Origin of the sequence: Brucella sp. NBRC 12950 (genome assembly GCF_030268145.1) — a bacterium.
Lineage (GTDB): Bacteria > Pseudomonadota > Alphaproteobacteria > Rhizobiales > Rhizobiaceae > Brucella.
In genome coordinates, this window is the sequence record NZ_BSQC01000006.1 from 220,572 (window position 1) to 247,141 (window position 26,570).

Consider the following 26,570-nt stretch of genomic DNA (forward strand, 5'->3'; position numbering starts at 1 on the left):
GAATCACCTACTTTGCTCATCCATTCGTCCCGTTCGGTGCAAGATCCTGAGATCGTGCAACGACTTTAACGACCCAATCAGCAAAAACGCGGAGGCGATTGCTCAAATGGCGATTGGGTGGGTAGACGAGATGGATCGGCATCGGCTCGATCTGCCAGTCCTGCAATACCGGGCGCAAGGCGCCGTTCGCTATATCCTCTTGCACCATGAATAATGGCGCCTGCACCACGCCTAAGCCAGCGCGTGCAGCGGCAAGATAGGTGGTAGATTCATTGGCCGCAACAACATAGCGTCCATTGACCTCAACCTCTTCCGTACCTCGTTTGAAGTGAAATGGCATTTGCTGACCGGTTGAAGGCTGGAAATAGCCAACTACATGACAATTATTGCTCAGGTCGGACGGATGTTTAGGTGTGGAGCACCGATCAAGATATTTCGCAGACGCACAGGCGATAAAATGCATATCCCCTATCCGGCGCGCAATCAGCGACTGATCGCTCAACTCGCCGATCCGGATCGCACAGTCGACGTTTTCCGCCACATAATCGACAGGGCGGTCTGATACGCCCAGATCAATCTGAATATCAGGATAGCGTTGATGAAACTCGATTAATGCCGGGATGATGATCAGATTGGCAACCGCACTCGCCATTTCTACGCGCAGGCGGCCTTTGGGTAGTGTCTGGGCGCTTGAGAGACTGCCGTCCAATTCTTCGAGATCGGAAAGCAAGCGTGCAGCACGCTCATAGTAAAGTGCGCCATCCGGTGTTACGAGAACACGGCGGGTCGTGCGATTGAGGAGTTTTGTACGAAGATGGGCTTCCAATCCTTGAATAAGATTGCTGATTGTGGCCTTCGGCACATTGAGAGAGGCAGATGCACGCGTGAAGTTACCGGTTTCAACCACCCGGAGAAATGCGCGCATGGCGGAGAGCTGATCCATTTTCAATAGCCACCATTGTTCGAAATTTTGGATAGTGTAACCAATACATGGGGACTATTCCAGATAATAGACAATGGTAATATCTCAACATGGCAGTTTGCCGCTAGTGGTTTGATTCCGACATTTGCTCTTACGAGTTACAGAGGTCGAACAAATGTCAGAATCAATTGACCGCTAGTCACGAAAGCAAGAAAGATGTGCGAGAAATTTACGGTTGGAACAATGCAGGCTGGTGATTCCACCTGCACGGCACGCATTTATCGCGGTGCCAGGTTGCTTTCACCGCCACCAGTGGTTTTACACCTGCATGGGGGGGCGTTCTCAAACAGCTGTCTTGGTGCCTGCGAACGCGTTGCCGAAACACTTGCTGAGGCAGGTGCGGTGGTCGTATCGCCTGAATATTCATCGGCCTGTCTCAACCCGTTCCCGGCGGCACTGGATGTGGCTTATTCCATAATGACCTCAATGCGCGCGCGTTGTCCGGAGTTTGCGCACAAGAAGTCTACGCTGTTCGTCGCCGGTGAAGAGGCGGGCGGTAATATTGCAGCCGGCGTGGCACTCATGGCGCGCGATCAACATCTGGCGGATCTTAAGGGTCAGATATTGCTTTCGCCCATGCTTGACCCATGCCTCGCCACGGCATCTTTCCGCAAATATTGTCCGGAGAGTGCCGTTCAAACGATTGCAGACGGCTGGCAGAACTATCTTGGCGAATGTGCAGGGTTCACCCACCCCTATGCCGCGCCCGCCCTTTGTACGCGGCTTGGTGGCTTGGTGCCAACTCTGCTCGTCACCAGTGCCCAATGTCCAATGCGTGACGAAACGCGAGCCTATGCAGAGCGTCTTCGTCAGGCCGGCGTCAAGGTCCAGTCGCATGTCCTGCCAGGCCAAGCCGGCTGGATACCTGAGAACAAGGTCACGCGCACGGACTGGACACCGCAGGAAAAGACACTGATCGACCTGTTTTCGGATTTCTTCCGGCAAGCAGGTGCAAAGCAAATCGAAGCATAACGTCAGCTCGAACGGTCTCCCAACCTTTGGCCTGACGCTCAATATGAAGCCGGCCCCACCGGTTAGGAGATACAACATGACATCGAACATTGCCCGCCGGGCCCTATGGGGCGCTGGCCTGAGTATCCTATTGTCTGCAGCAGGTGGTGGCGCCATTCTTTTCGGTATGCCGCACCTGAAAGCCGACGCCGCAACCGATGTATCTGCTTCGCCACCCGCAGTTCCGGTTTCAGTTGCAGCAGCCGAACAGCGCACCATCAACAGCTGGGAAGAATTTTCCGGTCGTTTGGAAGCCATTGACCGCGTGGAAATTCGTCCGCGTGTCGGCGGCGCAATCTTGAAGGCACATTTCCGAGAAGGTGCTTTGGTGAAACAGGGTGATCTACTCGTTACAATCGATCCGGAACCTTATGCCGCTGCTGTTGAAAAGGCCAAGGCACAGGTTTCAGCAGAAGAAGCGCGTGTAGCCCTCGCCAAAGCTGAACTGGAACGCGGACGCCAGTTGGTGACAACCCGTACCATTGCACAAAGCGGCCTTGATCAGCGCTCAAGCGCCTTTGATGAAGCACAGGCAAGCCTTCGTTCCGCAAAGGCAGCACTGCGCTCGTCTGAACTTGACCTCCAATATACCGAGGTACGCGCACCAATCTCTGGTCGTGTCGGACGTCTGGAAGTAACAGCTGGTAATCTGGTTGCAGCAAGTTCAGCTTCACCGGTACTAACAACACTCGTATCGGTCGACCCGATCTATGCAAGCTTCAGCGCCAATGAAGAAGTTGTCACCAAAGCGCTTGCCAAGCTCGCGACTTCCCCCGGCGGCAATTCCATCGAGCGCATCCCGGTCCAGATAGGAACGGCAGCTGATAATGGCACACCGATTTCAGGACATATTCAACTTATCAACAACGAGGTGGATGCCACGACAGGCACGATCCGTGTTCGTGCAGCCATCGATAATCCAGATGGCAGGCTCATTCCGGGACAGTTTGTCCGCATTCGCTTTGGCGAACCGGACCCCGATCAGAAGCTCGTGGTAAGCGATCGCGCAATTTCGTCTGATCAGGACAAGAAATTCGTCTTTGTGGTTGGTGCAGACAACAAGGTTGAATACCGGCAGGTGGTGCTTGGTCGCAACTATGACGGTCTTCGTATCGTCGAAAGCGGATTGAAGCCCGGTGAAAACATCGTCGTCAACGGCCTGCAGCGCATTCGTCCCGGCGTAGTCGTTGTACCGCAGCCCGTAACTGAAACGCTTGCCAAGAATTAGTTGAAACGGCGCGTCTGTCGGCGCGCGCAAACGCAAAAAGCTCAGCCTATTCATCCCGCGAGAACACATGTTTTCGCGGGAACGGGAGAGTCTTTTGCTCATCCGCCTAAAGGGGGATAATAAGATGAACTTTTCACGCTTTTTCGTAGACCGACCGGTCTTCGCTGGCGTTCTGTCGGTACTGATCTTTGTTGCCGGTCTGATTGGCATGACCGGTTTGCCGATCTCGGAATATCCGGAAGTCGTGCCACCACAGATCGTGGTGCGTGCACAATATCCGGGCGCCAATCCAGCCGTTATTTCAGAAACTGTTGCAACACCGCTTGAAGAGCAGATCAACGGTGTCGAAGGCATGCTCTATATGCAAAGTCAGGCGACCGCTGATGGTGTCATGACACTGACGGTCACTTTCGCACTCGGCACAGATCCAGATCAGGCCCAGCAACTGGTACAAAACCGCATTTCACAGGCCGAGCCACGCCTGCCGGAAGAAGTACGGACGCTCGGTGTCACGACAGCCAAGAGTTCGCCCGATCTTACACTTGTTGTTCACCTGATATCGCCCGATGGCCGATATGACGTGAACTACTTGCGCAACTATGCTGTTCTCAACGTCAAGGATCGTATTGCTCGTATTCCAGGCGTCGGTCAGGTGCAGATTTTTGGCGGCGGCGACTATTCGATGCGTGTCTGGATTGATCCACAGAAGGCCGCTGAACGCGGGCTTTCGGCCGGAGACATTGCCAACGCCATCCGCCAGCAGAACGTTCAGGCCGCAGCTGGTGTTATTGGCGCTTCACCATCCGTTTCGGGTCTCGATCTGCAGCTTTCAGTTAATGCTCAGGGACGTCTCCAAACACCTGAGGACTTTGCCGACATCGTTGTGAAATCCGGCAGTCAGGGTGAAGTTACGCGCCTTGGCGATGTTGCACGCGTTGAAATGGGGGCAGCGGATTACTCGTTGCGCTCGCTGCTCGATAACAAATCAGCCGTCGGCATGGGTGTTTTTCAGGCGCCCGGTTCCAATGCCCTTGATATTTCCACAAACGTCCATGCGGCCATGGCCGAACTGAAGAAAACCATGCCGGAAGGCGTGGACTTCGATATCGTTTATGACACAACAGCGTTTGTTAAGGCCTCTATCGAGTCGGTTATTCACACTCTGCTTGAAGCCATCGTTCTGGTTGTAATCGTGGTTATCATGTTCCTGCAGACATGGCGAGCCTCGATCATTCCTCTCGTAGCTGTTCCCGTGTCTATCGTCGGCACCTTCGCGGTGATGTATGTATTTGGCTTCTCCATCAATGCACTAAGCCTCTTCGGCCTCGTGCTTGCGATCGGCATCGTCGTCGATGACGCGATCGTGGTGGTGGAAAATGTCGAGCGTAATATTGAACAGGGCCTCTCTCCGATTGAGGCGACCTATCGCGCCATGCAGGAAGTGTCCGGTCCAATTATCGCCATTGCACTGGTGCTGGTTGCGGTTTTCGTACCCCTGGCCTTCATTACCGGCCTGACTGGCCAGTTCTATCGTCAGTTTGCGCTGACTATCGCCATATCGACCGTGATCTCGGCCTTTAACTCACTGACGCTGTCGCCAGCGTTGGCAGCTTTGCTGCTGCGGGGCCACAATGCACCGAAAGACCGGCTGACCCGCATTATGGACAAGCTGTTTGGCTGGTTCTTCCGTGGCTTTAATCGCTTCTTTGGTGCAAGTTCAAATGCCTATGGTCGCGGTGTTGGTGGTATTCTCACACGCAAATCGCTTGTGATGGGCCTCTATGTCGTGTTGCTCGGCGTCACCTTCGTTCTGTTCCGTGCGGTGCCCGGCGGCTTCGTTCCGGCACAGGACAAGCAATATCTGATCGGCTTTGCACAATTGCCGGATGCGGCAACGCTCGACCGTTCGGAAGATGTTATCCGCAGGATGACGGATATTGCACTCAAGCAGCCTGGCGTCGCCAATGCTATCGCCTTCCCGGGTCTATCAATCAATGGTTTCACCAACTCGTCGAACTCCGGCATTGTGTTTGTAACCTTGAAACCGTTTGAAGAGCGCAAGACACCTGAACTCTCTGCAAATGCTATTACCATGCAGCTCAACCAGCAGTTTGGATCCATTCAGGATGCCTTCATCGCCATGTTCCCCCCCCCTCCCGTACAGGGACTGGGTACTACCGGCGGCTTCAAGCTTCAGCTGGAAGATCGCAATGGTTTAGGCTTCCGCGCACTTGACGATGCAACCAAGGCATTTCTTGCCAAGGCGTATCAGACACCGGAACTGGCGGGCCTTTACTCGAGCTATCAGATCAACGTTCCGCAACTTTTCGCTGATATTGACCGGGTGAAGGCACGCCAGCTGGGCGTGGCCGTTACGGATGTTTTCGAAACTTTGCAAATCTATCTTGGTTCGCTTTACGTCAACGACTTCAATGCCTTCGGCCGCACATACAGCGTGCGTATTCAGGCAGACGCGAATTATCGCAGCCATGCCGAAGATATTGGCAAGCTGAAGGTTCGTTCGCAGTCTGGTGAGATGATCCCATTGTCCGCCCTTCTTAAAGTTGAGCAGACCGTGGGGGCAGAGCGCGCAATCCGTTATAACGGCTTCCTTTCAGCCGACATAAACGGCAACCCGGCTCCCGGCTTTTCATCCGGTCAGGCGCAGGCTGCAATAGAGCGGATTGCGGAAGAGACCTTGCCTGCAGGCATTGCCTATGAATGGACCGACCTGACATATCAGCAAATTCTGGCTGGCAATTCGGGTTTCCTTGTCTTCCCTCTGGCGCTGCTGCTGGTCTATCTTGTGCTGGCTGCGCAGTATGAAAGTCTCACACTGCCACTCTCGATCATCCTGATCGTACCAATGGGCATCATGGCCGCATTGATCGGCGTCTGGTTTACGGGAGGTGATAACAATGTCTTCACCCAAATTGGCTTGATCGTTCTGGTGGGGCTGTCCGCCAAGAACGCGATCCTGATTGTTGAATTTGCCCGCGAGCTGGAACTATCCGGAAGAACGGCAGTTCAAGCGGCTATCGAGGCAAGCCGGTTGCGTCTGCGTCCGATCCTCATGACGTCAATGGCTTTCATCATGGGCGTTGTTCCGCTTGTCATATCAACAGGGGCCGGTGCGGAAATGCGCTCTGCAATGGGTATCGCTGTGTTTGCCGGAATGATCGGCGTGACGGCCTTCGGTATCTTCATGACGCCGGTGTTTTATGTGCTGATCCGCAAATTGACAGGCGAACGTCCGCTGAAACATGCTGGACCGAAAGTAGAAATATTGGATGCTCACGCTGAAGTCTAAAAACATTAAGGCCGGAGGCAAAACCTCCGGCCTTTCTGCATATGAATCACCAATTGTGTAACCCAAAGCCGTTCTCAATGACTTTTATTCGTTCACGCGCTCGGACTTACGCAGCACAAGTTAAGCTTGAGCCATATGAACTTTCAGAATGAGAACGGCCTATCTAAAGTGTTTTCTCAAATGACATATCGTTCCACATTGGCGACTGGCGGCGGGGTATCGCCTTCGAAACTGATGCTGCAGAACTGGTTTGAGAGCCTTTTCTGTTAAAGACGTCAAAACAACTCCATCAGAAGCGGTAGTTTACGCCTGCCTTGATGACATGGTCATGCACATTTGTATTGGTGGTACCATATGATGTCGTGCTTGAGACATCCTTGGTTGTCACGTAGTTATACTCGATTTTTGCCGACAGACCGCCGCCAAATCCCTGTTCAATACCACCGCCCAGAAGATAACCCGATTTCCAGCCGTTAGGGCCGGTAACGTCATCGCCGTCTTTGAATTTTGTCATGGTCACACCTGCTGTGCCGTAAACCAGTGATCGATCAAATGAGAGACCAGCTTTGGCCTTCGCTGCACCACGAAACCGCTCTTTCAACCGGCCATCCGGTACGCGGGCTTCATTTCCCATATACGAACCTTCAAGTTCGGCACCAAGAACAGCAGGGCCAAACTGGAAATTGTAACCAGCCTGCACGCCGCCGGTCATGCCCTTGCCGCCAGTAAATGGATTAATCTTCGGCGAAGCCAAACCACCATGAGCACCGATATATGCGCCGCTCCATGAAAATGCTGGCGGGGTTTCGTAATCGTAGGATCCTGAATTGTAGTTGAGATCAGCAGCATATGCGTTTGTTGTGACCGCGAGGGCAGCGGTCGCAGTCGCAAGGGTTTTTGCGATAAAAGACATGTATAACTCCAGACGAAGCCAGCGCATCATTCATTGACGCTTACAAAGCTTCAGTTCGCGTTGGAGAGCCCGAAGCAGGCTCCTATTGATCTCCCAACCCAATCAACGATGTGCGCTGACTAATTCAGAAGATGCTGGCATTCTCCTCGCGAGAGTTGCGCTTAGATTACAGGAACATTCATTATATAAAATTTATCAATTGTTTTTAAGTGCTTAAAGTGCTTTCTTTAACTGAATATTAAAGAATTGTGCTTTGAGGCATAAACTACTCAATGCTGCTTCTTGTTTAGATCGGCGCCTGATCTCGCCGTGACTGATTGAATCTGCAGACGCACGCAAAAGCCAGGTTTCAAATCAAAAAACATGACTTTTCCGCCGTGAATTTCTGCAGCCTTTTGGACAAGGTTCAATCCAAGTCCAGCTCCCGATGAATGCGTATTAATGCGCCGAAATGGCTCAAATACATGCTCGCGCTCAGAAAGAGGAATACCAGGACCCTCATCACAAACATCAATAGTTCCAGAAGCGCCTACCTTGATAACGATAGCCCCTTTGCCGCCCGCATGGTCGATCGCATTGCGGATCAGATTAACGACTGCCATCTCGATAACCGAAGTCTGAACAGTGAAAATAGCTTCTTCGCTGCTCGGCTCAAAGTCAAAATCATAACCTCCATCGAGCGCCAGCGGTGCAAGATCAGCAGCAAGCCGCTGAACAAGCACATTCAAATCCTGACGTTCAGCGCGCAGTTCAACAACACCGATAGCCTGCATTTCAAGTAACTGATGCGCCACACGAGACAGGCGATCTATATCGGATCGCAACTGCTTGCTTACATCATCATCGGCTAGAAGATCAGCTCGTGTCCGAGCTATGGCGATTGGTGTTCTAAGCTCGTGGGCAGCGTCTGCGAGAAAACGGTTTCGGCGATTATAACCTTCATCAAGTTTGGAAAGTGCGGTGTTGAAGGCATCGACCAGCGGAATGATCTCCTGCGGAACTTTGGACCGGTCAATACGTGCAGAACGGTTCTCAAAATTGATAGCCTGCGCTTGTTTCACAGTTTCCATGAGACCACGAAGGGAGCGGCCAACAGCCCGTGGTGTCACGATCAACGTCGCAATGCTAGTCAGGATCAACATTGGCACGACAGCGATCAGGACGATGATACCTAAGCCCGGCAACACATTGGACCAATGAATTTCCCCATCAGGATATTTAGCGAGATCGATTTGCATACTAATCCAGAGACTGATCCCGTCGTTTTCAAATCCTTTTTCCGTGGCCGCTATCACTTGAAGTTTGCCAACGGAGGTATTTCGATTTTCCACTGTAGCACGCGTCGTATTGGCCGTTTGCACACGCGCACGGTCAATGTTCCATGGAAAGGTCGCATCAAGACCCGCCCACGGTATCTTGCCATATTGCACGACAACCGCATTTTCATCTCTCACGATGAACCACAGATCGGGATATCGTTGTTTGAGCTGAGTGAACTGCGGGGTCTCTAATATCTGAACATGGCCCTGCCCGTCTTTCATCACACTTTCGGCAACAACGCGCACCGCTCCTTCATTGGCATCTTCCAACTCGGGGTTGATGATCCAAATCCAGCCCACGAGCAGAATGACGAAAAGTACAAGTAAAGATGCCTGCAATATGAACAGGCGCCTCATCAGACTCCATCGCAGCGATTGGCTACGCATCTTTTTCATGCTTTCGACCGGATCAGATAACCAATGTTTCGCACCGCCCTAATCTCAACAGTCGCGTCGGCCTGAGCCAGTTTCTTGCGAATGCGGGAAATGTGAGCATCAAGGGCGTTTGACTCAATCTCGTCATCAAGTGTGTAAACGGCCTCGACGAGATTTGAACGGGTCACAATACGGTTTGGGCGCCGCATTAACGCTTCCAGTGCGAGATATTCTCGCCGCGGGAAATCAATAACCGCATCAAGCACAGTGACCTGTTTGGTCCGAGGGTCAATGATCAGGTTTCCGAAGCTCATAAATTTATCTGACAACGAAGGTCCCCGCCTCCTAAGTGCGCGCAGTCTCGCAAGCAGCTCTTCAATGGCAAAAGGTTTGGCAAGATAATCATCCGCCCCTGCATCTAGCCCATCGACGCGGTGATCGACGCTTCCCAATGCGGTTAAAACAAGAATGGGTACGGAGAGCTTACTCTTGCGCAGTGCTGCGACCAAATTGAGCCCTTCTCCGTCAGGAAGACGACGATCCAAAACGAGCACATCGTAATTGCCATCACGCGCCAGGGCATCTGCATCGGCAATGGTGCTGACATGATCAACCAGCACTTCATGTCGTCTGAGCGCTTCAAGTAAAGCGCGCGCCATTTCAGGTTCATCTTCGAGAAGCAAGATACGCAATGATTTTCCCTCAGAGGCCAGTTTTTGTCCTCATTCCCCCACTAGCCATCCAACATTGCGACTACATTGCAATTGGCATCCTTTACTATATTTAGCACCTTGCAATAAGCTTTCCGAGCGGCATTGTTAAACGGTGGCTAAGGGCATCTCTGAACAACCAAAACGTGCAATGTGCTTGCAATCTTGGCTCATATCGTTACTGCAGATAGCAACCGATAGGAACAACCATGGCAATCAGACTATTTCCTGCCTCCCAGTGAGGAGTAGCCGCTCTTGGAACAGCTGTAGTGCTGACAGGCTGCGCTTCGCAAATGCCGCACCCATCAGTAGCGTCATGCGGGATTTCGGCCCTCCCGACAATATCTATAAGATGAGCGCAAACGAGCAAGCCTATCGATGGAGCCGAACCAAAACGCAAGTCGTTGTTGGTAAGTATAACGGAGAGGTAAAAGAGACACCTCGCGGAGAACGTTATAAAGGAACTGAAACTCGCGGATATGTCGAACATACCGGGTGCTTCTACACCTCCTATCCGCGAAGATCGGGCCATGACTGGTTAGTGGCAAACTTCCGTCGACCACCCCTACAATGCGAATGATTTCAAAGTGTAATTCGCGCATCCGGGCGAAGACTGGTGTTTAAAAAAACTAAGGCTTTCGAGACATTTTAGCATCGAAAGCCTGGTATTTATGGCAGGTGTCTGATGGAGTTGCAAAAGCAAGACCCGATCAGTTCTTCTTCCATTGAACCTCTTCAATTGCGACTTTACCTGAACGCTTATCGTAGAGGCAAATAACCGTCGTGTCTTTGGATTGCTTGCGATTGCGGGTCGACCCTTCACGCAACAGCAGTGCAACTTTCCCAACTCTATCATCAAAGTCGACAGGCTCGGAAACAAAAGGACTGACCATGGACGATTTCGCCATGCATGAACTGACGACTTTGGTATGAAGCGCCTCCCAAGCAGCCGAACTGGATGCATGAGCAGAGCCCACGCAAAAAGCAAACGCAGTAAGTGTAAATGCTACCGTCTTCATTGACAGACCTTTCAAGCAGGATAGTTATTGCTTGCCGATCAGTATCGCACATTGAATAGGCTGTCGGCTCTAACATTTCTAACAGTGAATAAGCCGCAAAAAAGGCATTGTTGCAGGAGGGCGATCACCGCCCTTCTGCCGGTTAGACCAATTCAATCCCGACTTAGCGCGAACTGATGGTCCAGAAATCCTGCCAATCCTGAAGCTTTGAGTAGTCGCTTTCAGCGGTCTCAGAATGCGGGACATAGAGCTGGTCGATGACTTTCACGATGCCAGACACTTCGCTTTCTGGAATTTTCGCGTCCTTATTTGACGAAATCTTTCCGTCTGCCAACTGCGGAGCCATGCCCTCTTCCGTCATCATGTAATGCACGAAGAGCTTGGATGCATTCGGGCTTTTCGTACCGGACGCGATAACGGCAACGCGTGGCGTCAGCTGTCCTGCCCAAGGCTTCATGCCGGCACAAATTCCCATCGTGTAGCCATTCTTCTTGGCATCACGGAAAATCGAGGTGCTGAGGAAGCCCATAAATGGCTTTTCCTGCCCCTTTGCACCGATGATCGGGCCAACTTCCGTATCGCTCCGTGTAACGCTCGGGCGGTTCTTGGCGAAGCGCTTGACCCACTCAGCGGTCGCGCTTGCTTCATCGGTTTTCAATGGCTCACCGAAGAACTCTTCATATGCATTGCGCATGGCTTCATCATCATGCTCGGCAATCTGATTGAACCAGAACATGGTTTCGTTGCGCAGGAGCGGATCAGGAATAGCTATGCGGCCCTTCCATTCTTCCGTGGTCAATGCCCAAATATTGTCAATTGGGCACTTATCGCCATGGACATCCGAGTTATAAGCCCACACCCATGGGTTAAGGCTGGTGATAGCCGGGTTCTGATATTCCACAGGCACCTGATCCTTGAGATCGACAGGAAGCCAACTGAGACCTGCGCCCTGAACTATGATCTCCGATGTAACTGATGGCAGATTGCTCATATTGAAGACATCCGTGCGAACATTGTTCGCAGCAGCTTCACGCAGAATGACCTGTTCCTGGTTCTGGCCGTTCATCTTCACGCCTGTAGCCTTCACACCGTATTTTGCGGTGAAGGCTTCAGCCATGGTGACGATCTTACCAGTGGCGTCCACAACGGTAATACCGGGCTCTTTCTTGGCCGCTTCAATCAGTGCTTCTAGTGAGAAATCCGCATCCTTGATGCCGATTTCAGCGACCGGCTCTGCGAAGGCAGCCGTGCTTGCCAGAAGTGCGGCACTCAACGAAAGGGCTGTATATTTGCGAAGGGTTGAACTCATTATTTCCTCCAAAGTTGATAATTATTGTTTGAAAGCGAAAGCATCGACGCGCATTTGATGCGTCTCTTTTCAGTCGCTGATGCGCTTGCCTTCTCTGTCAAACACATGGACGTGACTGCGTTCGACAGAGAACCAGATTTCATCGCCAGCCTTCTGGGCTGGAGTATCTGCAGCGATTGCAAAAAACTGCTCGCCGTGAACTGACATTTCGACGATCCAGCTACCGCCGGTAGGCACGATATCGACCACTTTGGCCACGCATCCCTGCTCAACAGGCGTATCGCTGAGACGTACGGATTCAGGCCGGACACCGACGGATCCGACATTGCTTGCCGCAAGGCTCTGCGCCTTGAGGTAATCGCGTGCCCATGTCGCCAACGCGCCGTTATTGCTGTCATTAAGCTCAATGATATTGATCGGCAGATTGCCGATGAATTCAGCCACAAAGCGATTGGCCGGGCGCTCGTAAATGTCGTCAGGCGTGCCAAGCTGCTGCAACTCGCCTTCGCTCATCACCGCAATCGTGGTTGCCAATGTCATGGCCTCCCACTGATCGTGGGTTACGAATACGACCGTCGACCCCATTTCCTGATGAATACGCTTGAGTTCCGCGCGCATTTCGAGACGCAGTTTCGCATCGAGATTGGACAGTGGTTCATCGAGCAGAATAATATCGGGCTTAAGCGCCAGCATACGCGCAAGCGCTACGCGCTGCTGCTGACCGCCAGACATCTGCGCTGGCAAACGGTCGCGATAACGCTCAATGCCAAGCTTCTGCAGAACGTCATCGATAATACGCTGACGCTCAGCCTTTGCGACCTTATGCAACTTCAAGCCGAACTCGACATTTTGTTCGACAGTCATATGCGGCCAAAGGGCATAGTTCTGGAACACCAGCCCCATGCCACGCTTTTCGGGTGGTACATAAATGCCGTCATCAACCGACACAATCTTCTGACCATCGACGAGGATCTGACCTTCGGTTGGATATTCAAGACCCGCAATCATGCGGAGCGTCGTCGTCTTACCGCAGCCCGAAGGTCCAAGCAGGCAGAGAAACTCCGACTTTGGAATTTCGAGTGAAAGCTTTTCAACTGCGGCGCGGGCGGCTTTGCCGTAGCTCTTTCTGACATCGCGAATAGTAATGCTCGACATTATTTGCCTCCCAATCCGTCAGACAATTTGCTGTTGGTGAGTTTTTGAACGATGACTGTGCCGCCAAAGGCGATGACACAGATCATCAAAACGACTGCATTTGCGGCCTGGCTGTAGCTGTAGTCGACGAGGCGCAATGCATAGGTGGTGAGAACATCCGTGCCCGGCACAGCCAGCACGACGACGAGGCTCAAGCCTTTGATGCCAGAGATAAACGGCAACAGAATACCTGAAACCAGAGAGCCTTTCTGGATCGGCGCGACAATCGAAACCAGACGACGCCAGAAACCGGCACCCACCATCTGGGCCGCTTCTTCAGGTGCTTTGCCAAGTTGCATCATTGCCGAGATACCCGCACGCGATGCGAATGGCATCTGATCGGCAAGGATCGCGAGAACCAGCAGAATCGGCGTTCCGTAAAGTGCCGGAAGCGGACCACGCTGCACTGCAAACATAGTGAGATAGGCCGCAGCAAATGCAATGCCCGGAACCAGATACGGCAAGAATGTCACCTGACGCAGAAACGTGCCAACAAGCGAAACAGGCGTACGAGCCACGACATAGCCGACCAAAAGACCAAGCAGGCCTGCACCCAATGCAGCCGAGCCGACGATCCACAACGTGTTCCAGGTCGCTTTCCAGAACTCGCCAGTCAGGAGGATGCCATTGCTCATCGCGGTGGTGTTAAGATCGGTGCCGATCCAGAAATCCAGCGTGAAATTATCAAGCGTGAAAACGCCCGGCACGCGCATAACCGTCGTCAGCAGAAGCGCCATCAGCGGAATGAACGCACTGACAACGAACATGAGTGCGGCGAAGCTGAATGCAGGCACACGAAAACGACCGAGGTCTGTCTCGCGGTTCATAGAACCCTTGTTGCCAATAGTGACGAAACGGCGCGCTTCCTTGAGCAGATACATATCGAGGAAGATTGAAATGCTACCAAGAACGACAATGGTTGCCGCAAGAACGGCACTCATGCCAGCCTGACTGGTTGAAATTGCACGGAAAAGAGACGTTGCCAGAACGTCAAAACCAACCGGCACGCCAAGAATATAGGCGACACCAAAGTCGCCGAGACATTTGGCGAAGATCAGCGTTGAAGCCGACACAAGCGAGGGCAGCATCAATGGAAGAATGATCCGGCGCGCAATCAGCAACTTGCCTGCGCCCATGACACGGGCTGAATCTTCAAGCGTGGAATCAAACTGCCGCAACGCATTGCCGAAAAGCAGGATCACGAATGGCGTATAGTGCATGGCCAGAATGAGCGTAATTGGCAACATGCCGTAAGCAAGCCAATCAGGTGGCGAGAAGCCCAAAGCTTCCATCCAGCTTGGCTGACCACCGGTGGTGCGGTTTTTAAACAGGGTCAGCCAAGCCAGCGCGAAGGTCCACGAAGGCAGCATGTAAGGAACGATCAATGCTGTCGAGAACCACTTCTTGCCCGGTAAATTTGTGCGGCTCAAAAGCCATGCGAGTGGAATGCCCGTGACAAGCGCAAAGGCAATCGAACCAAGTGCGATGATTGCCGTGTTCCAAAGCGGACGCCAAAACACATCCGTCGAAATCGCCGAGAAGAACGCACGGTTGAGATAATAAAAGGTCAATTCACCAATCTGCTGGCCCGAGCGTGCCCGATCAGCAAATTGGACAATCACTGCATCTGACAAAAGCAGCACGATTGGCGCTGCAATCAGATAGGCAAAAACGATTGCCAGCATAACCCCGATCAGTGTCGTGGGGTCTGCATTATAGACCTTATATTTGTAGGTTAGTTGCTTGTAAAAACTCATTATTTTATCCACTTTGAGCCGAAGAGACTCCGACCGAAACCCAATCGGGTTGCAGTTGACTGTGTTCTGGCTTGCTGCGGGAGCTGGCACTCAGAGAAATGCCATGCGAATTGATCGCTTACTAGGAAGCGAATTATGGAGGCGGTGCGCCAGCCTTCTCGCTCACCTCGCGCACCACCGACCACGCGGCTGCGTAATCTATCGGAATGAAGTGATTGTCGCCCTGAAACTCGGCTCTCATTTCAGACGTAAATGTGAAATTAAAGAAGCAGCGCTTCATTTCCGCCACAAGAGGTGGAGCAAGATTGTGAGCATATGCAAATGATGAGGTTGGAAACAGATCGCTCTGATAAATCAGACGAATGGCATCACGCTTCACAAGCCCCCGCTCGATCATGCGTTCAAGCACATCGGAGGCAACCGCCGCCATATCGTAATCACCGGCGACAACACCGAGGATCGATTTGTCGTGTCCGCCCGACATGATAGGCGCATAGTCCTGCCCCGGCGTGAGACCCTCTTTTGGAAAGAGAGCGCGTGGCGCGACATTGCCGGAATTTGAGAACAATGATGCATGGGCGACGCGATGCCCTTTAAGATCACCCAATTTTTCATAGGAAGATTCCGCGCGCACGACCGCGACCAGCCTATAGCCGCGCATCTGATCGCCAGTGCCTTTGGCGGCAAAAGGAACGGCACCTGCGCGACTGACCGCCTCAATTGTCGGCCCTGTAGAGAACCCCGCAAAATGCAGACGTCCTGAACGCATCGCCTCAACTTCATCGGCGCTGGACTGAATTGGATAATAAACGATCTGCCGTCCAAGGCAGGCTTCAAGATGCTGGGTGAATGGCTTGAAAAGTCGCGCATAAACCGCCGGGTCTTCGATGGGCGAATAAGCCCATACGAGTGTTTGCGGATCACGCCACTGGGAAGCGTCTTTGGGTGTATCTGCGACAAGGTCGCGGTTCTCGTCGCAATAACGCTCATCCAGCGCACCGCGATAAGCGCAAGCAGCATCAGCGGCATTCGCATAAGCGATGCACAGCTGAAGCCCAAACAAGGTCATGCCGATTCGACATGCCAACCCGCGCCAGAACATTTTTTCCTCCCTGGACACTTGCTATGATACAAGCGCCGCAGCCTCATCCAGTATTGTCTCAGATACTAGCAATTCTAACTGTCAGAATCCTGTCGTCCCGAAAACCTTGAATAGAATCGTCGAACACAACATGCGTATCCTTCTTGTAGAAGACACAATCGATATTGCGTTTGCTATTGCTTCAAAGCTTGAAAAGGAAGGCCACTCTGTCACGACTGTCTATGATGGCGTGCAAGGGGAAGATCTGGCTGTGAATGGCTCCTTTGATCTGGTCGTACTCGACATCAACCTTCCGGGACGTGACGGTTTTGTCATCCTGCGCAGTATGCGCGAACAATCCTTGTCATGTCCGGTATTGGTAATCACCGCTCGCAATCAGATTGCCGACAAGATCGATATTCTCGAGCTTGGCGCTGATGACTACCTAGTCAAACCCTTCGATCTCAGGGAGCTTGTTGCCCGTATCAGAGCAGTCGCAAGACGGCATATGGGCGTGGCGCAGCCGGTCTTGCGGATCGGCGAACTATCGATCAACCTGACACAAAGATCAGTGATGCAGGGTGACGAGCCACTGGATTTCGGGCGGCGCGAATTCGACGTTCTCGAGATGCTTGCCACCCGTTTCAATGTCACGGTCCCAAAAGATATGCTGGTTCTGAAACTGTTTGGCCATGAAGATACCGGCACACCCAATGCTATCGAACTGCTGGTTTCACGCGTGCGGAAGAAGCTCGAGAACAGCACAGTTGAAATTGTCACACAACGCGGCGTGGGCTATCTGCTCAGGCTTAAAGCGCTGCAACTCTGATGGTCAAAGGAGCCGCAAACAGGGAATATTCAATCCAGCGCCGCATTCTGGTGGGCAGTGGATTGACGCTGCTTGCTGTCACCGTTCTGCTCTTCTTTCTTGGCCGCTGGTATGCGCATCGTGCGGCCGATGAAGCATTCGATCGTGTTCTTGGTGCCGCCGCCCTATCCATCGCAGACACGATAACTCTGCAGGATGGTTCGCTCAGCGTCGATCTTCCCCACTCCGCCTTTTCCATTCTGGGCACCTCGCGTCTCAATCGCATTTTCTATCGTGTCGTCGCACCCGATGGCAGCCTCCTGACCGGTTCACCCATTCTCGGGCTAGAAATTCCGCATGGCAATAATAGCCGCGTTCGCCTCAGCGACAGTATGTATCGTGGGGAAAAAGTACGAATTGCTGCAGTCGCACGCTATCACAGCGACGCAAAAGGCGGCGGTTGGGTCGATGTTCTGGTTGGGGAAACGCGGGAAGCACGGAGACAGCTGACCTTGCAACTAAGCCTCAATACTCTCTTGCCTGCGCTTGGAGTGGCTTTGCTCGCACTGGTGCTTATCTGGCTCGCAATCCGATTTGCATTCAGACCGCTGCGGATGGTTGAATCTGATCTGCGCCAGCGTTCCTCATCCGATCTCAATCCACTGGCCGGCCCTATTCCTAAGGAAGTCAGCGCACTTGTTACAGCACTCAATGACTTCATGGGACGTCTGAACAATGTGCTTGCCGGATTGAAGCTGGTCACTGCTGATGCAGCGCATCAGATGCGCACGCCACTCACAGCCTTGCGTGCCCTGACCGAACTGTCGCTCGAAGAAACTGATCCAAATCGGCAAAAGGAAATCCTTGCCCGTGTCCATGCCAATTCCATAAGCGCAAGCCTTCTCGCAAATCAGCTTCTGTCTGAAGCGACCACACTGCACAGTATTCAGTCGCGAAAGCTCGAAACGCTCGATCTGCGGCAGGTTACACAGGAAGCAGTCCGGAGACTGCGCGCTGAAGGCAGCTATTCTGATCTGCAACAAACCATCAGCTTTGATGTGCCTGATGAGCCGCTCTATGTGAGTGGCGAAACCACCAGCCTCAGAGAAATGATTCGCAATATCGTCGAAAATGCACTCGTTCATGCACCCGGCCCTTTGACTATCAGCCTTAGCCAGAATGGAGCTACGATCACACTTGGCGTTCATGACAGAGGGGCTGGGCTTGCGACCGACATGAAAGACCGTGTCTTCGAGCGTTTTGTCCAAGTGGACCAGTCAAAGCCCGGTTCCGGCCTTGGTTTGTCGATAGCAAAAATGGTTGCGGAAGCACTAGGCGGCCAGATCGAACTGCGTGATCGCGAAGGTGGTGGAACAAGCGTGCTGGTGACATTGCCCGCGACGACGCCGGAGCAACGCACATGAAACGCATTATCCTGCAATTCTGTGCCGTTCTGATATTGATTGTTCCTTCATGGCATAACACGCATGCGCAAAATGACCTGGCATCAAAGCCCGAGTTTCAGATTGTCGGTGACATTGCACCCGAAACCATAGCCCCCGTACAAGCTGGTCTGGCCCGTCAGTTGCCTAGCGTCAATATCGCTTATCGACAGATCAGACCGGGCGAATGGACCTCGCGGCTTCTAGCTGGTGCCGAAGAAGCGAGCGCCGCCGATCTCGTTATCCTCTCGACACCCGATCTTGCGGTACTCATCGCCAATGAAGGCGGCGCGCAGCCAAGAAATGGAATTGTTCGCAATGCAGGATTAGCACCACAAGCTCACTGGCGCAGCGAATTGTTCAGCATCGGTTTCGATCCAGCGGTGAGTGTTGTCAAACGCCGCGCGCTCAACAATGAACTGCCAACGACACGCATCGAACTCGCACGATTGCTGGAGCAAAACGCAACGCTTTTTCAACGGCGTGTCGGGCTCGTCAATATCGGCATTGATAATGTCAGCTACACACTGGCGGCTCAGGATTCGATCCGATCACCGCTGTTCTGGCGTATCGTCCGTGCTTTCGGCGCATCACAAGCGCGTATTTTCGATACAAGCGAAGAGCTGTTACAGGCGTTGTCGGCTGGCAACATCGATCTCGCCTATAATGTGCCGTTGTCAGACGTAAGCAAATGGCAATATGACGCCCGGGATTTTGCAGTCATCGTACCACAGGATTACGTTGTCGCCCTGCCCTGGACCGCGCTCATCCCGGATCGAAGCAAACACGCAAACATCGCCGAACAGGCGATCACATTTCTTCTGTCTTCTAACGGTCAGGCGATCCTTCAAGAAACTGGTCTTGTATCGGAAACGAGTCCCTCGGACGTAGCATCACTGCAACCTGTCGAGCTTGGACCGGAGCTTCTGGTTTATCTCGACGGATTAAAACGCAGTCGTTTTCTCGACACCTGGTTCCAGCTTATCGTGCATGAATGATATTTCATATCACGATATGCGATCGTCTAATTTGATCAACGTGCTGGGCGATTCCTCGCCCAGCATCACAGTTTTTGGATTATCTTCAAAGATATCGCGCAGCTGGGTTTGAATTGCCAAACAGCGTGGAGAGTTCACCGCGCGCAGCTTCAAAATCTGTCCATTTCTCAACATCATGCAGCCCTGGAATGGTAACGCGCTCGCCGTTTTTGAGACCGGCAAGTGCAGCATCGACCATATCATCCGTCGACATCACAATGCTTTGCGGCAGCTCTTCCACTGGTTTACCAGCAATGCTCCAGAAGTCGGTGGCCGTCGCGCCCGGTAGAACTGCTTGAACACGAATACCTTTGTCTGCCAGCTCATGGTTGAGGGAGTGGCTGAAACTCAAAACATACGATTTCGAGCTGCCATAAACGCCATTCAATAGCTCTGGTGCTATCGCAACAACTGAGGCGATGTTGATGATCGTCCCCCGCCCCCGCGCGATAAACCCAGGTACGGCGGCATAAGTCAGTCGTGTCAGTGCGGTGATATTGAGCGTAATCATCCTCTCCATATCGTCCACATCGCTATCGAGCAGGGGCTTCACGCCACCCGCGCCAGCATTGTTGATCAAAAGACTGATATTCTTGTCAGATTTAAGTACATCTTCCACGGCGCGGACATCATGAGCGTTCGTCAAATCCGCTGGAAGCACTTCAACTGATCGCCCTGTCGCAGCGATGAGTTTCTTCGAAAGAGCTTCGAGTTTATCCGCACTTCGCGCCACGAGGATGAGGTCGTAGCCTTGTTTGGCAAGACGATCAGCATAGACAGCACCGATGCCAGTTGAGGCACCAGTTATGAGGGCTTTACCTAATGAATTAGCAGACATTCTAGTTCTCCAGATGATCGGAACGACCCGATATCTGATAAATAAGCTAGACGCCTTACGTCTCAAATGACGTATATATTACGTAATTAGGACAAGTGCTGTTCCGCAAAGAGTGTGATTAGATCACCCCCTGCCGCGCATTACGACGGATGGCCTGAGGTGGCTGGCCGAAACCACGAAGAAAAGCTTCACGCATCCGCCGCCTGTCAATGAAACCGGTTTGTCCGGCGATCTCATCAATGCTGTGTCGGCTTTGCTCCATCATAAGACGCGCGGCTTCAAGGCGAAGATTTTCAACGGCCTTCGCGGGAGAATGTCCTGTTTCCGCCTTGAAGGCGCGGCTGAACTGCCGCGGACTAAGTCTTGCAACCTCAGCCAAATCTTCAACTGTTAACGCCCGCGAGAGATTTGCGCGCGCATATGTAAGGGCTGTTTGGATACGATCCGACTTTGCGCCCATATCAAGCAGAGCAGAATGCTGCGACTGACCGCCGGCACGCCTGTGGTACATCACAAGAGCCTGCGCAACGCGGCGGGCAACATCCGGGCCATGATCTTCCTCCACCATTGCAAGTGCCAGATCGATGCCTGCAGTCATACCCGCCGATGTCCAGACTTTGTCGTCTTTCACAAAAATGCGGTCTTCATCCAGTATGACGGTTGGGAAACGTTCTTTCAGGCTGCGCGCACAAGCCCAATGGGTCGTCACCCTTCGGCCATCTAGAAGCCCTGCCTGTGCCAGAACAAAAGCGCCAGTACAGATGGAAGCGACACGACGCGACGATTGAAAACTCCTGCGCGCAAAGTGGATCAGCCCTTCGGAAGCGTCCTCAAAAACCGTCGTCCCACCAGCGATAATCACGGTATCAAATATATTGTCTTGCAAAGGAGCGGTCATGATCGAAAGACCACCAGACGAACTTACAAGCCCGCCATGCTCTGAGAAGACAGCCGCGTGATACTTTTCCTCACCCAAAATCGAGTTAGCTGCCTCGAAAACCGGCTGCGCGGCCAGAGCCATTGATGAAAATCCGTCGATGACTACAAAAGCTATTGTTTGCATTCAGTATGCCTCAATGAGGTGAAATATCTCTTTTATGTAATATAGGCTGATTAACGGACACATTAAACCATCCCGATAAAAGTGGGAACCGGTGTCGCTTTAAACATTGCGCAGACAGACAGTTAGAGCCGCCAAATCTTGGGCGCAGCCGCTCTATCGAGCCGCGATTGGAAAGCAATATGGGGTTTCATAAAGCGGGCGTGGTACGACCAGCGCCTCAATCCCAAACACATCTTTCACCAGTTTAGGTGTCAAAAGCTGCGCTGGTGAACCCGAAGCATAAACGCGGCCCTCGCTGATCGCGATCAGATGATGCGCATATAGAGCGGCGTGATTGAGATCGTGCACGACCATGACGATGGTACGTCCACGCTCCTGATTAAGCTTTTGCAAAAGCTCCAGCACTTCAAGCTGGTGAGAAATATCAAGATAGGGCCCGCACTCGTGCCGTGCTCTTCTCCCAGGCAACCAAAACAAGGCTCGAACAAACTATCAGCACAGCGCCGAAAGCGACATTTGAAGCCGGGATTTCCGCCCAGATTGCGTAACCATAGAGGAACGCCCAAATGAGGCCAGTAAACTCGGTCGGCGCGAGCGCCGAGGCTGGTGCGTGACGAAAACCTTCATAAAGAAGATATTGTCCAATCGTTGCAACAAGGCCAAGGCCAATCATCAATACCCATGCCGATGCGTCAGGGGTTTTCCACACCCAAGGGAAGGACACAGCGCAGGCAATACCAAAAAGAAGGCTTGTCGCCCACATCTGGGTCAAAGTCGTTTCGGTCCGGCTAACGAGACGGATCAAAATCGTGCTCAGAGCCCAGCAAAAGCCGGCAATCACGCACATTATCGCGGGTATCAGGTTTGGCGTATGGGTTGGGTTGGCTGCGATCAACACACCGACGAAGCCGCCCATACACGCAACCCAGCGCCCTGCTCCGATCTTCTCCTTGAGAATAAAGATCGACAGAAACATCACCATGATCGGCGCTGAGAAGTAAAGTGTTGTGAGCTCGGCAAGGCCAAGATGACGGGCGGCATTATAGAACAGAAGCCAAGCCAAGAGCATCAGACCAGCGCGCAGCACAAGTGTGCCGCGATATCTGCTCTTGAAAATTGAGGGATGGCGGAGCCGCCACGCAAGCCCGCCGGTAATGATTACAATCACGAGGCTTCGCATAAATAGAATTTGCGGAACCGCATAATCTGCAACAAGCCATTTAACGATGGCATCTTGCAAGGCGAAGCAGGCATAACCTGCAGAGGCAAGCGCGATCCCGAAAATCGGTTTCGACTCAGCGTTTCCAGAATCCATGGTGACCTCACAGTGAAGCGAAGCCGCTATAGCTCACGACGAATGACTTGAGAAGGCTTGTTCTGATGTACGCAGAACACCGAGCATCTTGCAAAGGCATGAGGCGAGGAGTAAGCAGATTCTATTCAAACATGCAGCGAGATTATCCGGCAAACTTCAGCAATGGATTTGCGCACGAGAACGCGTTGAACCAGTGGTCGGGGCACCCAGAAATTATGAATAAGAAAGCGGCACTTGCCGTGGGCGGCAACGCTGTATTGGCGGGCATCCTTCTGATGCTGCTTGGCGATTTCATGTTCGCATTGAACGACGCCATGGGCAAATGGCTTGTAGCGAGTTTCTCAGTTGGTCAAGTTTTGTTGATCCGCTCGTTTGGTGCCTTCTTTGTGCTCGGCCCGATGTTATCGCGCCAGCCGGCAAGCGCCTTACTTCAGGTTGAAAAACCATCGCTTCAATTGGCGCGCGTGGTTCTGGCAACCGCGGATACAGGCCTTTTCTATGCGGCGGTTACTTTCCTTCCGCTAGCAGACGTGATGACCTTCTACATGGCTGGCCCAATCTACGTCGCAGCTCTCTCGCACTTCCTGCTTGGTGAACGCATCGGCTGGCGGCGCTGGCTTGCTGTCTTCATTGGTTTTATCGGCGTTATCATCGCGCTGCGTCCATCTTCAGCGATGCTGTCATGGCCTTCCGTTTTCGGCCTTTTGGGCAGTATTTCTTTCGCCATGACCCTAGTGCTTGGACGTGTTCTGCGTTCCACACCAGACGCGACGCTCGTAACCTGGCAGACGTTGGGCTGTCTTGTTGTTGGTGGCGTTTTGAGTATTGGACATTGGACGCCGTTTACCACCGGCGAATTGCTGGCATTACTTCTGCTTGGTATTGTTGCCTGCCTTGCACATCTGCTGATTACGCGCGCACTTAAGCTCGCACCGGCATCGGTATTGGCACCACTGCAATATACTCTGTTGCTATGGGCGATCGTGTTCGGTTGGATGTTCTTCAACGATCTGCCAGATCGCCAAACGCTCTTTGGGGCTGCAATCATTGTTCTGGCTGGTCTTTTCATCTTCCACCGTGACAAGGTGAAAAAAACAGAACCTCTCGTTCCAAATGATGCCAGCCATGGTTGATCGATAAAGCCTGCTAATTCGCTGCAGTATCAACCCGAACGACGACAGACATGCCGGGTGCAAGCAAATCAGCATCCGGCTGACCGTCATCGATGGCGATGCGAACCGACAAGCGTTGTGTGATCTTGGTGAAGTTGCCAGTCGCATTATCGGATTTGATAACACTGAACTCCGAACCCGCAGCTGGTGAAAAGGCCTCGATATGGCCTTTCAACTCAGCGTGGCGAAGTGCATCGACGGTGAATGTCACCGCCTGACCAACCTTCATCCCGTAGAGCTGGGTTTCCTTGAAATTCGCAACAACCCATTTGGTGTTGGGAACAAGCGAGACAAGCTGCGTGCCTGCCGTCACATATTGCCCGAGCCGCACGCCAACTTCGCCGAGTTCACCATCACGTGGAGCCATGATCCTGGTGTTTTGTAAGTCGATCTTTGCCAGCTCCACCGTTGCTTCCGCATTGGCTATATCGGCATTCAAGCTGTCTCGATTGACGATAATGGATTGGAGATCCTGCTTTGCAACAGCAAGAGCTGCCTGCGCTTCTTCAACAGAAGCCTGCGCCTGCAACAACGTACCATGCGCTGTGTCGGCCGAGCTTTGCGTTGTAACACCGCGCGGCAGCAGAGCCTCTACGCGCTTTGCATTGGCCTGCGCCACTTCCAGCGCTGCATTCGCACCTGAAATCTGTGCCTGCCGCGACTGGATCGTTGCTTCCGCAGAACGCTGACTCTGCTCGGAATTGGCCAGTGCTGCCTTTTTGTTGGCAAGCGACGCCTCTGCCTGATCCAGCTTCTGCTGATAGCTGCGACTATCGATTTCAAATAGAAGCTGTCCCTGTTTGACCGATTGATAGTCAGTCACATCGACGCTGGTAACATATCCCGCAACCTGCGGGCTTATGACCGTAACCTGCCCCCGGACATAAGCATTATCGGTCGTCTCGATGCTGTGCTTGAACGGTGGCAATTGCCACGCCCAGAGAACCATCAGAACACCTGCAAGGCCGATGATAAGGGCTAAACCGCCGCGAACATATTGCTTTCCAACAGACATTTTCAAACACTCATCGATTAACCAACGGTCGTCACTTCTGGATGACGACGGATTTGCATATTTTCATAAATGCGATAGGCGATCAGACAGCCAAGTGACATGACAGCGATTACCGAGATTGCAAGGAAGGCATCATTGTAGGCCATCACTGTTGCCTCACGCGTAACCTGTTGTCCGAGCAATGCCAATCCTTCAGCCCTGGTTAGCCCTTGATCGGCCAGTACCTTCGCGTACGCACCCGAAAGCGCCTGAATGCGTTGCGCTACCACCGGATTGGACATCACGAGCTGCTCGACCAGATGCGCTGAATGATATTTCTCGCGGATCGCAATGAAGGTGCTGAACACTGCCGAACCGATCAGCCCGCCAATATTCTGCGTAAACAGGAAGATGACGATGAAGCTCGTCATATAGGTCGGCCCCTGTTTGAGCGCTTTCGTGATGCCCGTCAACATCGCAGGTGGTAGGAACAACGCACCACCAAAGGCAATCAACGCCTGACTAAGATATGCATTTTGCGGACGTGTGAGATTGGTTGCGTGACTATCCATAAAGGCACCCACCGCAATGAAAATCAGCGCCAGTCCGAAGATGGAGGAGACGCGTTCAAGGTTCATCCACATGCCACAAAAAAGGCCACCCGCCAGTGATGCGGCGAGGATTATGAGATATAGAGCCTGACTTTGCCCATCCTGCAGACCGAAGGCCTGAAACAGCCCCACGGCGCCAGTTGTTTGTTCGGCAAGCACAATGCGGAATACAAAGAGGATCAGCGTAAAACGCAGGATCTCCGGCGAAAACAACCAATGCAGGTTCATCAGCGGTTGTTCGCGGTTTAATTCTATCGCAGCAGCACAAGCCAAAGCCACAATTGATATGGCAAGACACACGCCAATCCATGGCGCTTCGAACCACCAATAGTTTTTCCCCTGGACCAAAATGACAGCCAGAAGACCAAATCCGATTGCGATCAGTCCATAGGCCACAAAATCGAGCCAATGCAGAACTTTGGCCCGCGGAACCTGTGTCATTGGCAATACATAAACAACCGCAAAGGCCGCCAACGACAGGCCAATCTCAACCATATAGAGCTGCTGCCATTGTCCGATATCAAACAACATCGGCGAGATCACACGCGCAAATGGACCAGCGGCAGCAGAACAGGTTAGCGCGAGGCTCAGCCCCCAGGTCATCTTCTTTGCTGGCGGAAAAGCTTCAAGCATATAGAGAAAGCCGATGGTCGAAACAGGTGCAGCGGCGGCACCGGCGATGAAGCGGATCGGGATCGCTGACCAGATGTCATAGACCAACAGATGTAGCAGCGAAGAAACCAGAAAGATTGCAATCGCGATTTCTGCAAAGCGTCGGAGACCAAACTGTGTGCGGATCTTGACCAGAAGAATGGTGAGGCTCGCATAGGGCGCCATGTAGGCGGCAATCACCCATGAGGTTTCAGTCAAGGTCGCGCCGAGCGAACCCTGAATCTGCTGCGTATTTGCCGAGATGAAATACATGCTGAGGCCGCGTGTCGACCACATGAGAACAGACGCTGCTATGTAGATTGCGGACATGTAAACCGGCATATGCGCAACCGCAGACGTTGCAACCTGTGCGGGAACGACAGGCTCTTTTGCTGGTATCGGTTTATCGTCGCCTCTTTCGGACATACCGC

General features: G+C 52.6%; 23 protein-coding genes. 8 read left to right on the top strand and 15 right to left on the bottom strand.

Annotated elements, in window-relative coordinates; genetic code table 11:
- Positions 1 to 16 precede the first annotated feature (16 nt).
- On the bottom strand, positions 17 to 943 hold the full coding sequence (locus QSJ70_RS12260) for a LysR family transcriptional regulator (RefSeq protein ID WP_285536692.1): 927 nt from the start codon (positions 941 to 943) through the stop codon (positions 17 to 19).
- 195 nt (positions 944 to 1,138) lie between these two features.
- On the opposite strand from QSJ70_RS12260, the gene QSJ70_RS12265 reads away from it, so the two are divergent.
- The 3 genes from QSJ70_RS12265 (at position 1,139) to QSJ70_RS12275 (ending at position 6,531) form a co-directional block, all read left to right on the top strand.
- On the top strand, positions 1,139 to 1,954 hold the full coding sequence (locus tag QSJ70_RS12265; protein WP_285536695.1) for an alpha/beta hydrolase: 816 nt from the start codon (positions 1,139 to 1,141) through the stop codon (positions 1,952 to 1,954).
- Positions 1,955 to 2,030: 76 nt separating this feature from the next.
- The gene (locus tag QSJ70_RS12270) at positions 2,031 to 3,221 is read left to right on the top strand and encodes an efflux RND transporter periplasmic adaptor subunit (RefSeq protein ID WP_215778496.1); all 1,191 of its coding nucleotides are present in this window, start codon (positions 2,031 to 2,033) and stop codon (positions 3,219 to 3,221) included.
- 124 nt (positions 3,222 to 3,345) lie between these two features.
- Complete coding sequence (locus QSJ70_RS12275; RefSeq protein WP_215778495.1) at positions 3,346 to 6,531, top strand: efflux RND transporter permease subunit; 3,186 nt, start codon at positions 3,346 to 3,348, stop codon at positions 6,529 to 6,531.
- 289 nt (positions 6,532 to 6,820) lie between these two features.
- Here QSJ70_RS12275 and QSJ70_RS12280 read toward each other — a convergent pair whose 3' ends face one another.
- The 3 genes from QSJ70_RS12280 to QSJ70_RS12290 form a co-directional block, all read right to left on the bottom strand.
- Positions 6,821 to 7,444 (bottom strand): outer membrane protein, encoded by a 624-nt coding sequence (locus QSJ70_RS12280; RefSeq protein ID WP_285536698.1) that lies wholly within the window; start codon positions 7,442 to 7,444, stop codon positions 6,821 to 6,823.
- A 269-nt stretch (positions 7,445 to 7,713) separates the two neighbouring features.
- A complete protein-coding gene (locus tag QSJ70_RS12285; protein ID WP_445558141.1) occupies positions 7,714 to 9,120 on the bottom strand; it encodes a sensor histidine kinase in 1,407 nt (468 codons plus the stop codon).
- 35 nt (positions 9,121 to 9,155) lie between these two features.
- Positions 9,156 to 9,830, bottom strand: a complete 675-nt coding sequence (locus tag QSJ70_RS12290; RefSeq protein WP_215778489.1) for a response regulator transcription factor — start codon at positions 9,828 to 9,830, stop codon at positions 9,156 to 9,158.
- A 311-nt stretch (positions 9,831 to 10,141) separates the two neighbouring features.
- Between QSJ70_RS12290 and QSJ70_RS27680 the strand changes: the two genes are divergently transcribed.
- The gene (locus QSJ70_RS27680) at positions 10,142 to 10,204 is read left to right on the top strand and encodes a hypothetical protein (RefSeq protein WP_352231002.1); all 63 of its coding nucleotides are present in this window, start codon (positions 10,142 to 10,144) and stop codon (positions 10,202 to 10,204) included.
- 354 nt (positions 10,205 to 10,558) lie between these two features.
- Here the strand turns inward: QSJ70_RS27680 and QSJ70_RS12295 are convergent, their stop codons facing one another.
- From QSJ70_RS12295 to phnD, 5 genes are all read right to left on the bottom strand, one after another.
- Positions 10,559 to 10,867: a hypothetical protein gene (locus QSJ70_RS12295; protein ID WP_215778487.1), complete on the bottom strand. Its 309-nt coding sequence runs from the start codon at positions 10,865 to 10,867 to the stop codon at positions 10,559 to 10,561.
- A 163-nt stretch (positions 10,868 to 11,030) separates the two neighbouring features.
- Positions 11,031 to 12,176 (bottom strand): ABC transporter substrate-binding protein, encoded by a 1,146-nt coding sequence (locus tag QSJ70_RS12300; RefSeq protein ID WP_215778485.1) that lies wholly within the window; start codon positions 12,174 to 12,176, stop codon positions 11,031 to 11,033.
- A 69-nt stretch (positions 12,177 to 12,245) separates the two neighbouring features.
- Positions 12,246 to 13,331: an ABC transporter ATP-binding protein gene (locus QSJ70_RS12305; RefSeq protein ID WP_285536703.1), complete on the bottom strand. Its 1,086-nt coding sequence runs from the start codon at positions 13,329 to 13,331 to the stop codon at positions 12,246 to 12,248.
- Positions 13,331 to 15,127, bottom strand: a complete 1,797-nt coding sequence (locus QSJ70_RS12310; RefSeq protein ID WP_285536705.1) for an ABC transporter permease — start codon at positions 15,125 to 15,127, stop codon at positions 13,331 to 13,333. Before QSJ70_RS12310 ends, QSJ70_RS12305 begins: the two co-directional genes overlap by 1 nt.
- A 133-nt stretch (positions 15,128 to 15,260) precedes the next feature.
- The gene (gene phnD / locus QSJ70_RS12315) at positions 15,261 to 16,229 is read right to left on the bottom strand and encodes a phosphate/phosphite/phosphonate ABC transporter substrate-binding protein (RefSeq protein ID WP_285536707.1); all 969 of its coding nucleotides are present in this window, start codon (positions 16,227 to 16,229) and stop codon (positions 15,261 to 15,263) included.
- 130 nt (positions 16,230 to 16,359) lie between these two features.
- On the opposite strand from phnD, the gene QSJ70_RS12320 reads away from it, so the two are divergent.
- From QSJ70_RS12320 to QSJ70_RS12330, 3 genes are read left to right on the top strand one after another with little or no spacing between them, the layout of a single operon-like run.
- Entirely contained in the window at positions 16,360 to 17,037 is a 678-nt protein-coding gene (locus QSJ70_RS12320; protein WP_285536709.1) for a response regulator transcription factor, read from the top strand.
- A complete protein-coding gene (locus tag QSJ70_RS12325) occupies positions 17,037 to 18,440 on the top strand; it encodes a sensor histidine kinase (protein ID WP_285536711.1) in 1,404 nt (467 codons plus the stop codon). The genes QSJ70_RS12320 and QSJ70_RS12325 overlap by 1 nt, the downstream gene beginning before the upstream one ends.
- Positions 18,437 to 19,456 (top strand): ABC transporter substrate-binding protein, encoded by a 1,020-nt coding sequence (locus QSJ70_RS12330; RefSeq protein WP_285536713.1) that lies wholly within the window; start codon positions 18,437 to 18,439, stop codon positions 19,454 to 19,456. The genes QSJ70_RS12325 and QSJ70_RS12330 overlap by 4 nt, the downstream gene beginning before the upstream one ends.
- Positions 19,457 to 19,541: 85 nt before the next feature.
- On the opposite strand, the gene QSJ70_RS12335 is transcribed toward QSJ70_RS12330, so the two are convergent.
- The 4 genes from QSJ70_RS12335 to QSJ70_RS12350 all read right to left on the bottom strand — a co-directional run bounded on the left by QSJ70_RS12335 (position 19,542) and on the right by QSJ70_RS12350 (position 22,711).
- Positions 19,542 to 20,333: an SDR family NAD(P)-dependent oxidoreductase gene (locus QSJ70_RS12335; protein WP_215778473.1), complete on the bottom strand. Its 792-nt coding sequence runs from the start codon at positions 20,331 to 20,333 to the stop codon at positions 19,542 to 19,544.
- Between the two features lie 118 nt (positions 20,334 to 20,451).
- Positions 20,452 to 21,396 (bottom strand): GlxA family transcriptional regulator, encoded by a 945-nt coding sequence (locus QSJ70_RS12340; RefSeq protein WP_215778471.1) that lies wholly within the window; start codon positions 21,394 to 21,396, stop codon positions 20,452 to 20,454.
- Between the two features lie 153 nt (positions 21,397 to 21,549).
- Positions 21,550 to 21,789, bottom strand: a complete 240-nt coding sequence (locus QSJ70_RS12345; protein WP_215778469.1) for an ATP-binding cassette domain-containing protein — start codon at positions 21,787 to 21,789, stop codon at positions 21,550 to 21,552.
- Between the two features lie 31 nt (positions 21,790 to 21,820).
- Positions 21,821 to 22,711 (bottom strand): DMT family transporter, encoded by an 891-nt coding sequence (locus QSJ70_RS12350; RefSeq protein WP_215778467.1) that lies wholly within the window; start codon positions 22,709 to 22,711, stop codon positions 21,821 to 21,823.
- A gap of 215 nt (positions 22,712 to 22,926) precedes the next feature.
- Here QSJ70_RS12350 and QSJ70_RS12355 point away from each other — a divergent pair, with 215 nt between their 5' ends.
- On the top strand, positions 22,927 to 23,844 hold the full coding sequence (locus QSJ70_RS12355) for a DMT family transporter (protein ID WP_215778465.1): 918 nt from the start codon (positions 22,927 to 22,929) through the stop codon (positions 23,842 to 23,844).
- Positions 23,845 to 23,857: 13 nt separating this feature from the next.
- Here QSJ70_RS12355 and QSJ70_RS12360 read toward each other — a convergent pair whose 3' ends face one another.
- Together QSJ70_RS12360 and QSJ70_RS12365 are read right to left on the bottom strand one after the other, a co-directional pair.
- On the bottom strand, positions 23,858 to 24,898 hold the full coding sequence (locus QSJ70_RS12360) for an HlyD family secretion protein (RefSeq protein ID WP_215778464.1): 1,041 nt from the start codon (positions 24,896 to 24,898) through the stop codon (positions 23,858 to 23,860).
- A gap of 17 nt (positions 24,899 to 24,915) precedes the next feature.
- Positions 24,916 to 26,565 (bottom strand): MFS transporter, encoded by a 1,650-nt coding sequence (locus QSJ70_RS12365; RefSeq protein ID WP_502871678.1) that lies wholly within the window; start codon positions 26,563 to 26,565, stop codon positions 24,916 to 24,918.
- Between the last annotated feature and the right edge of the window lie 5 nt (positions 26,566 to 26,570).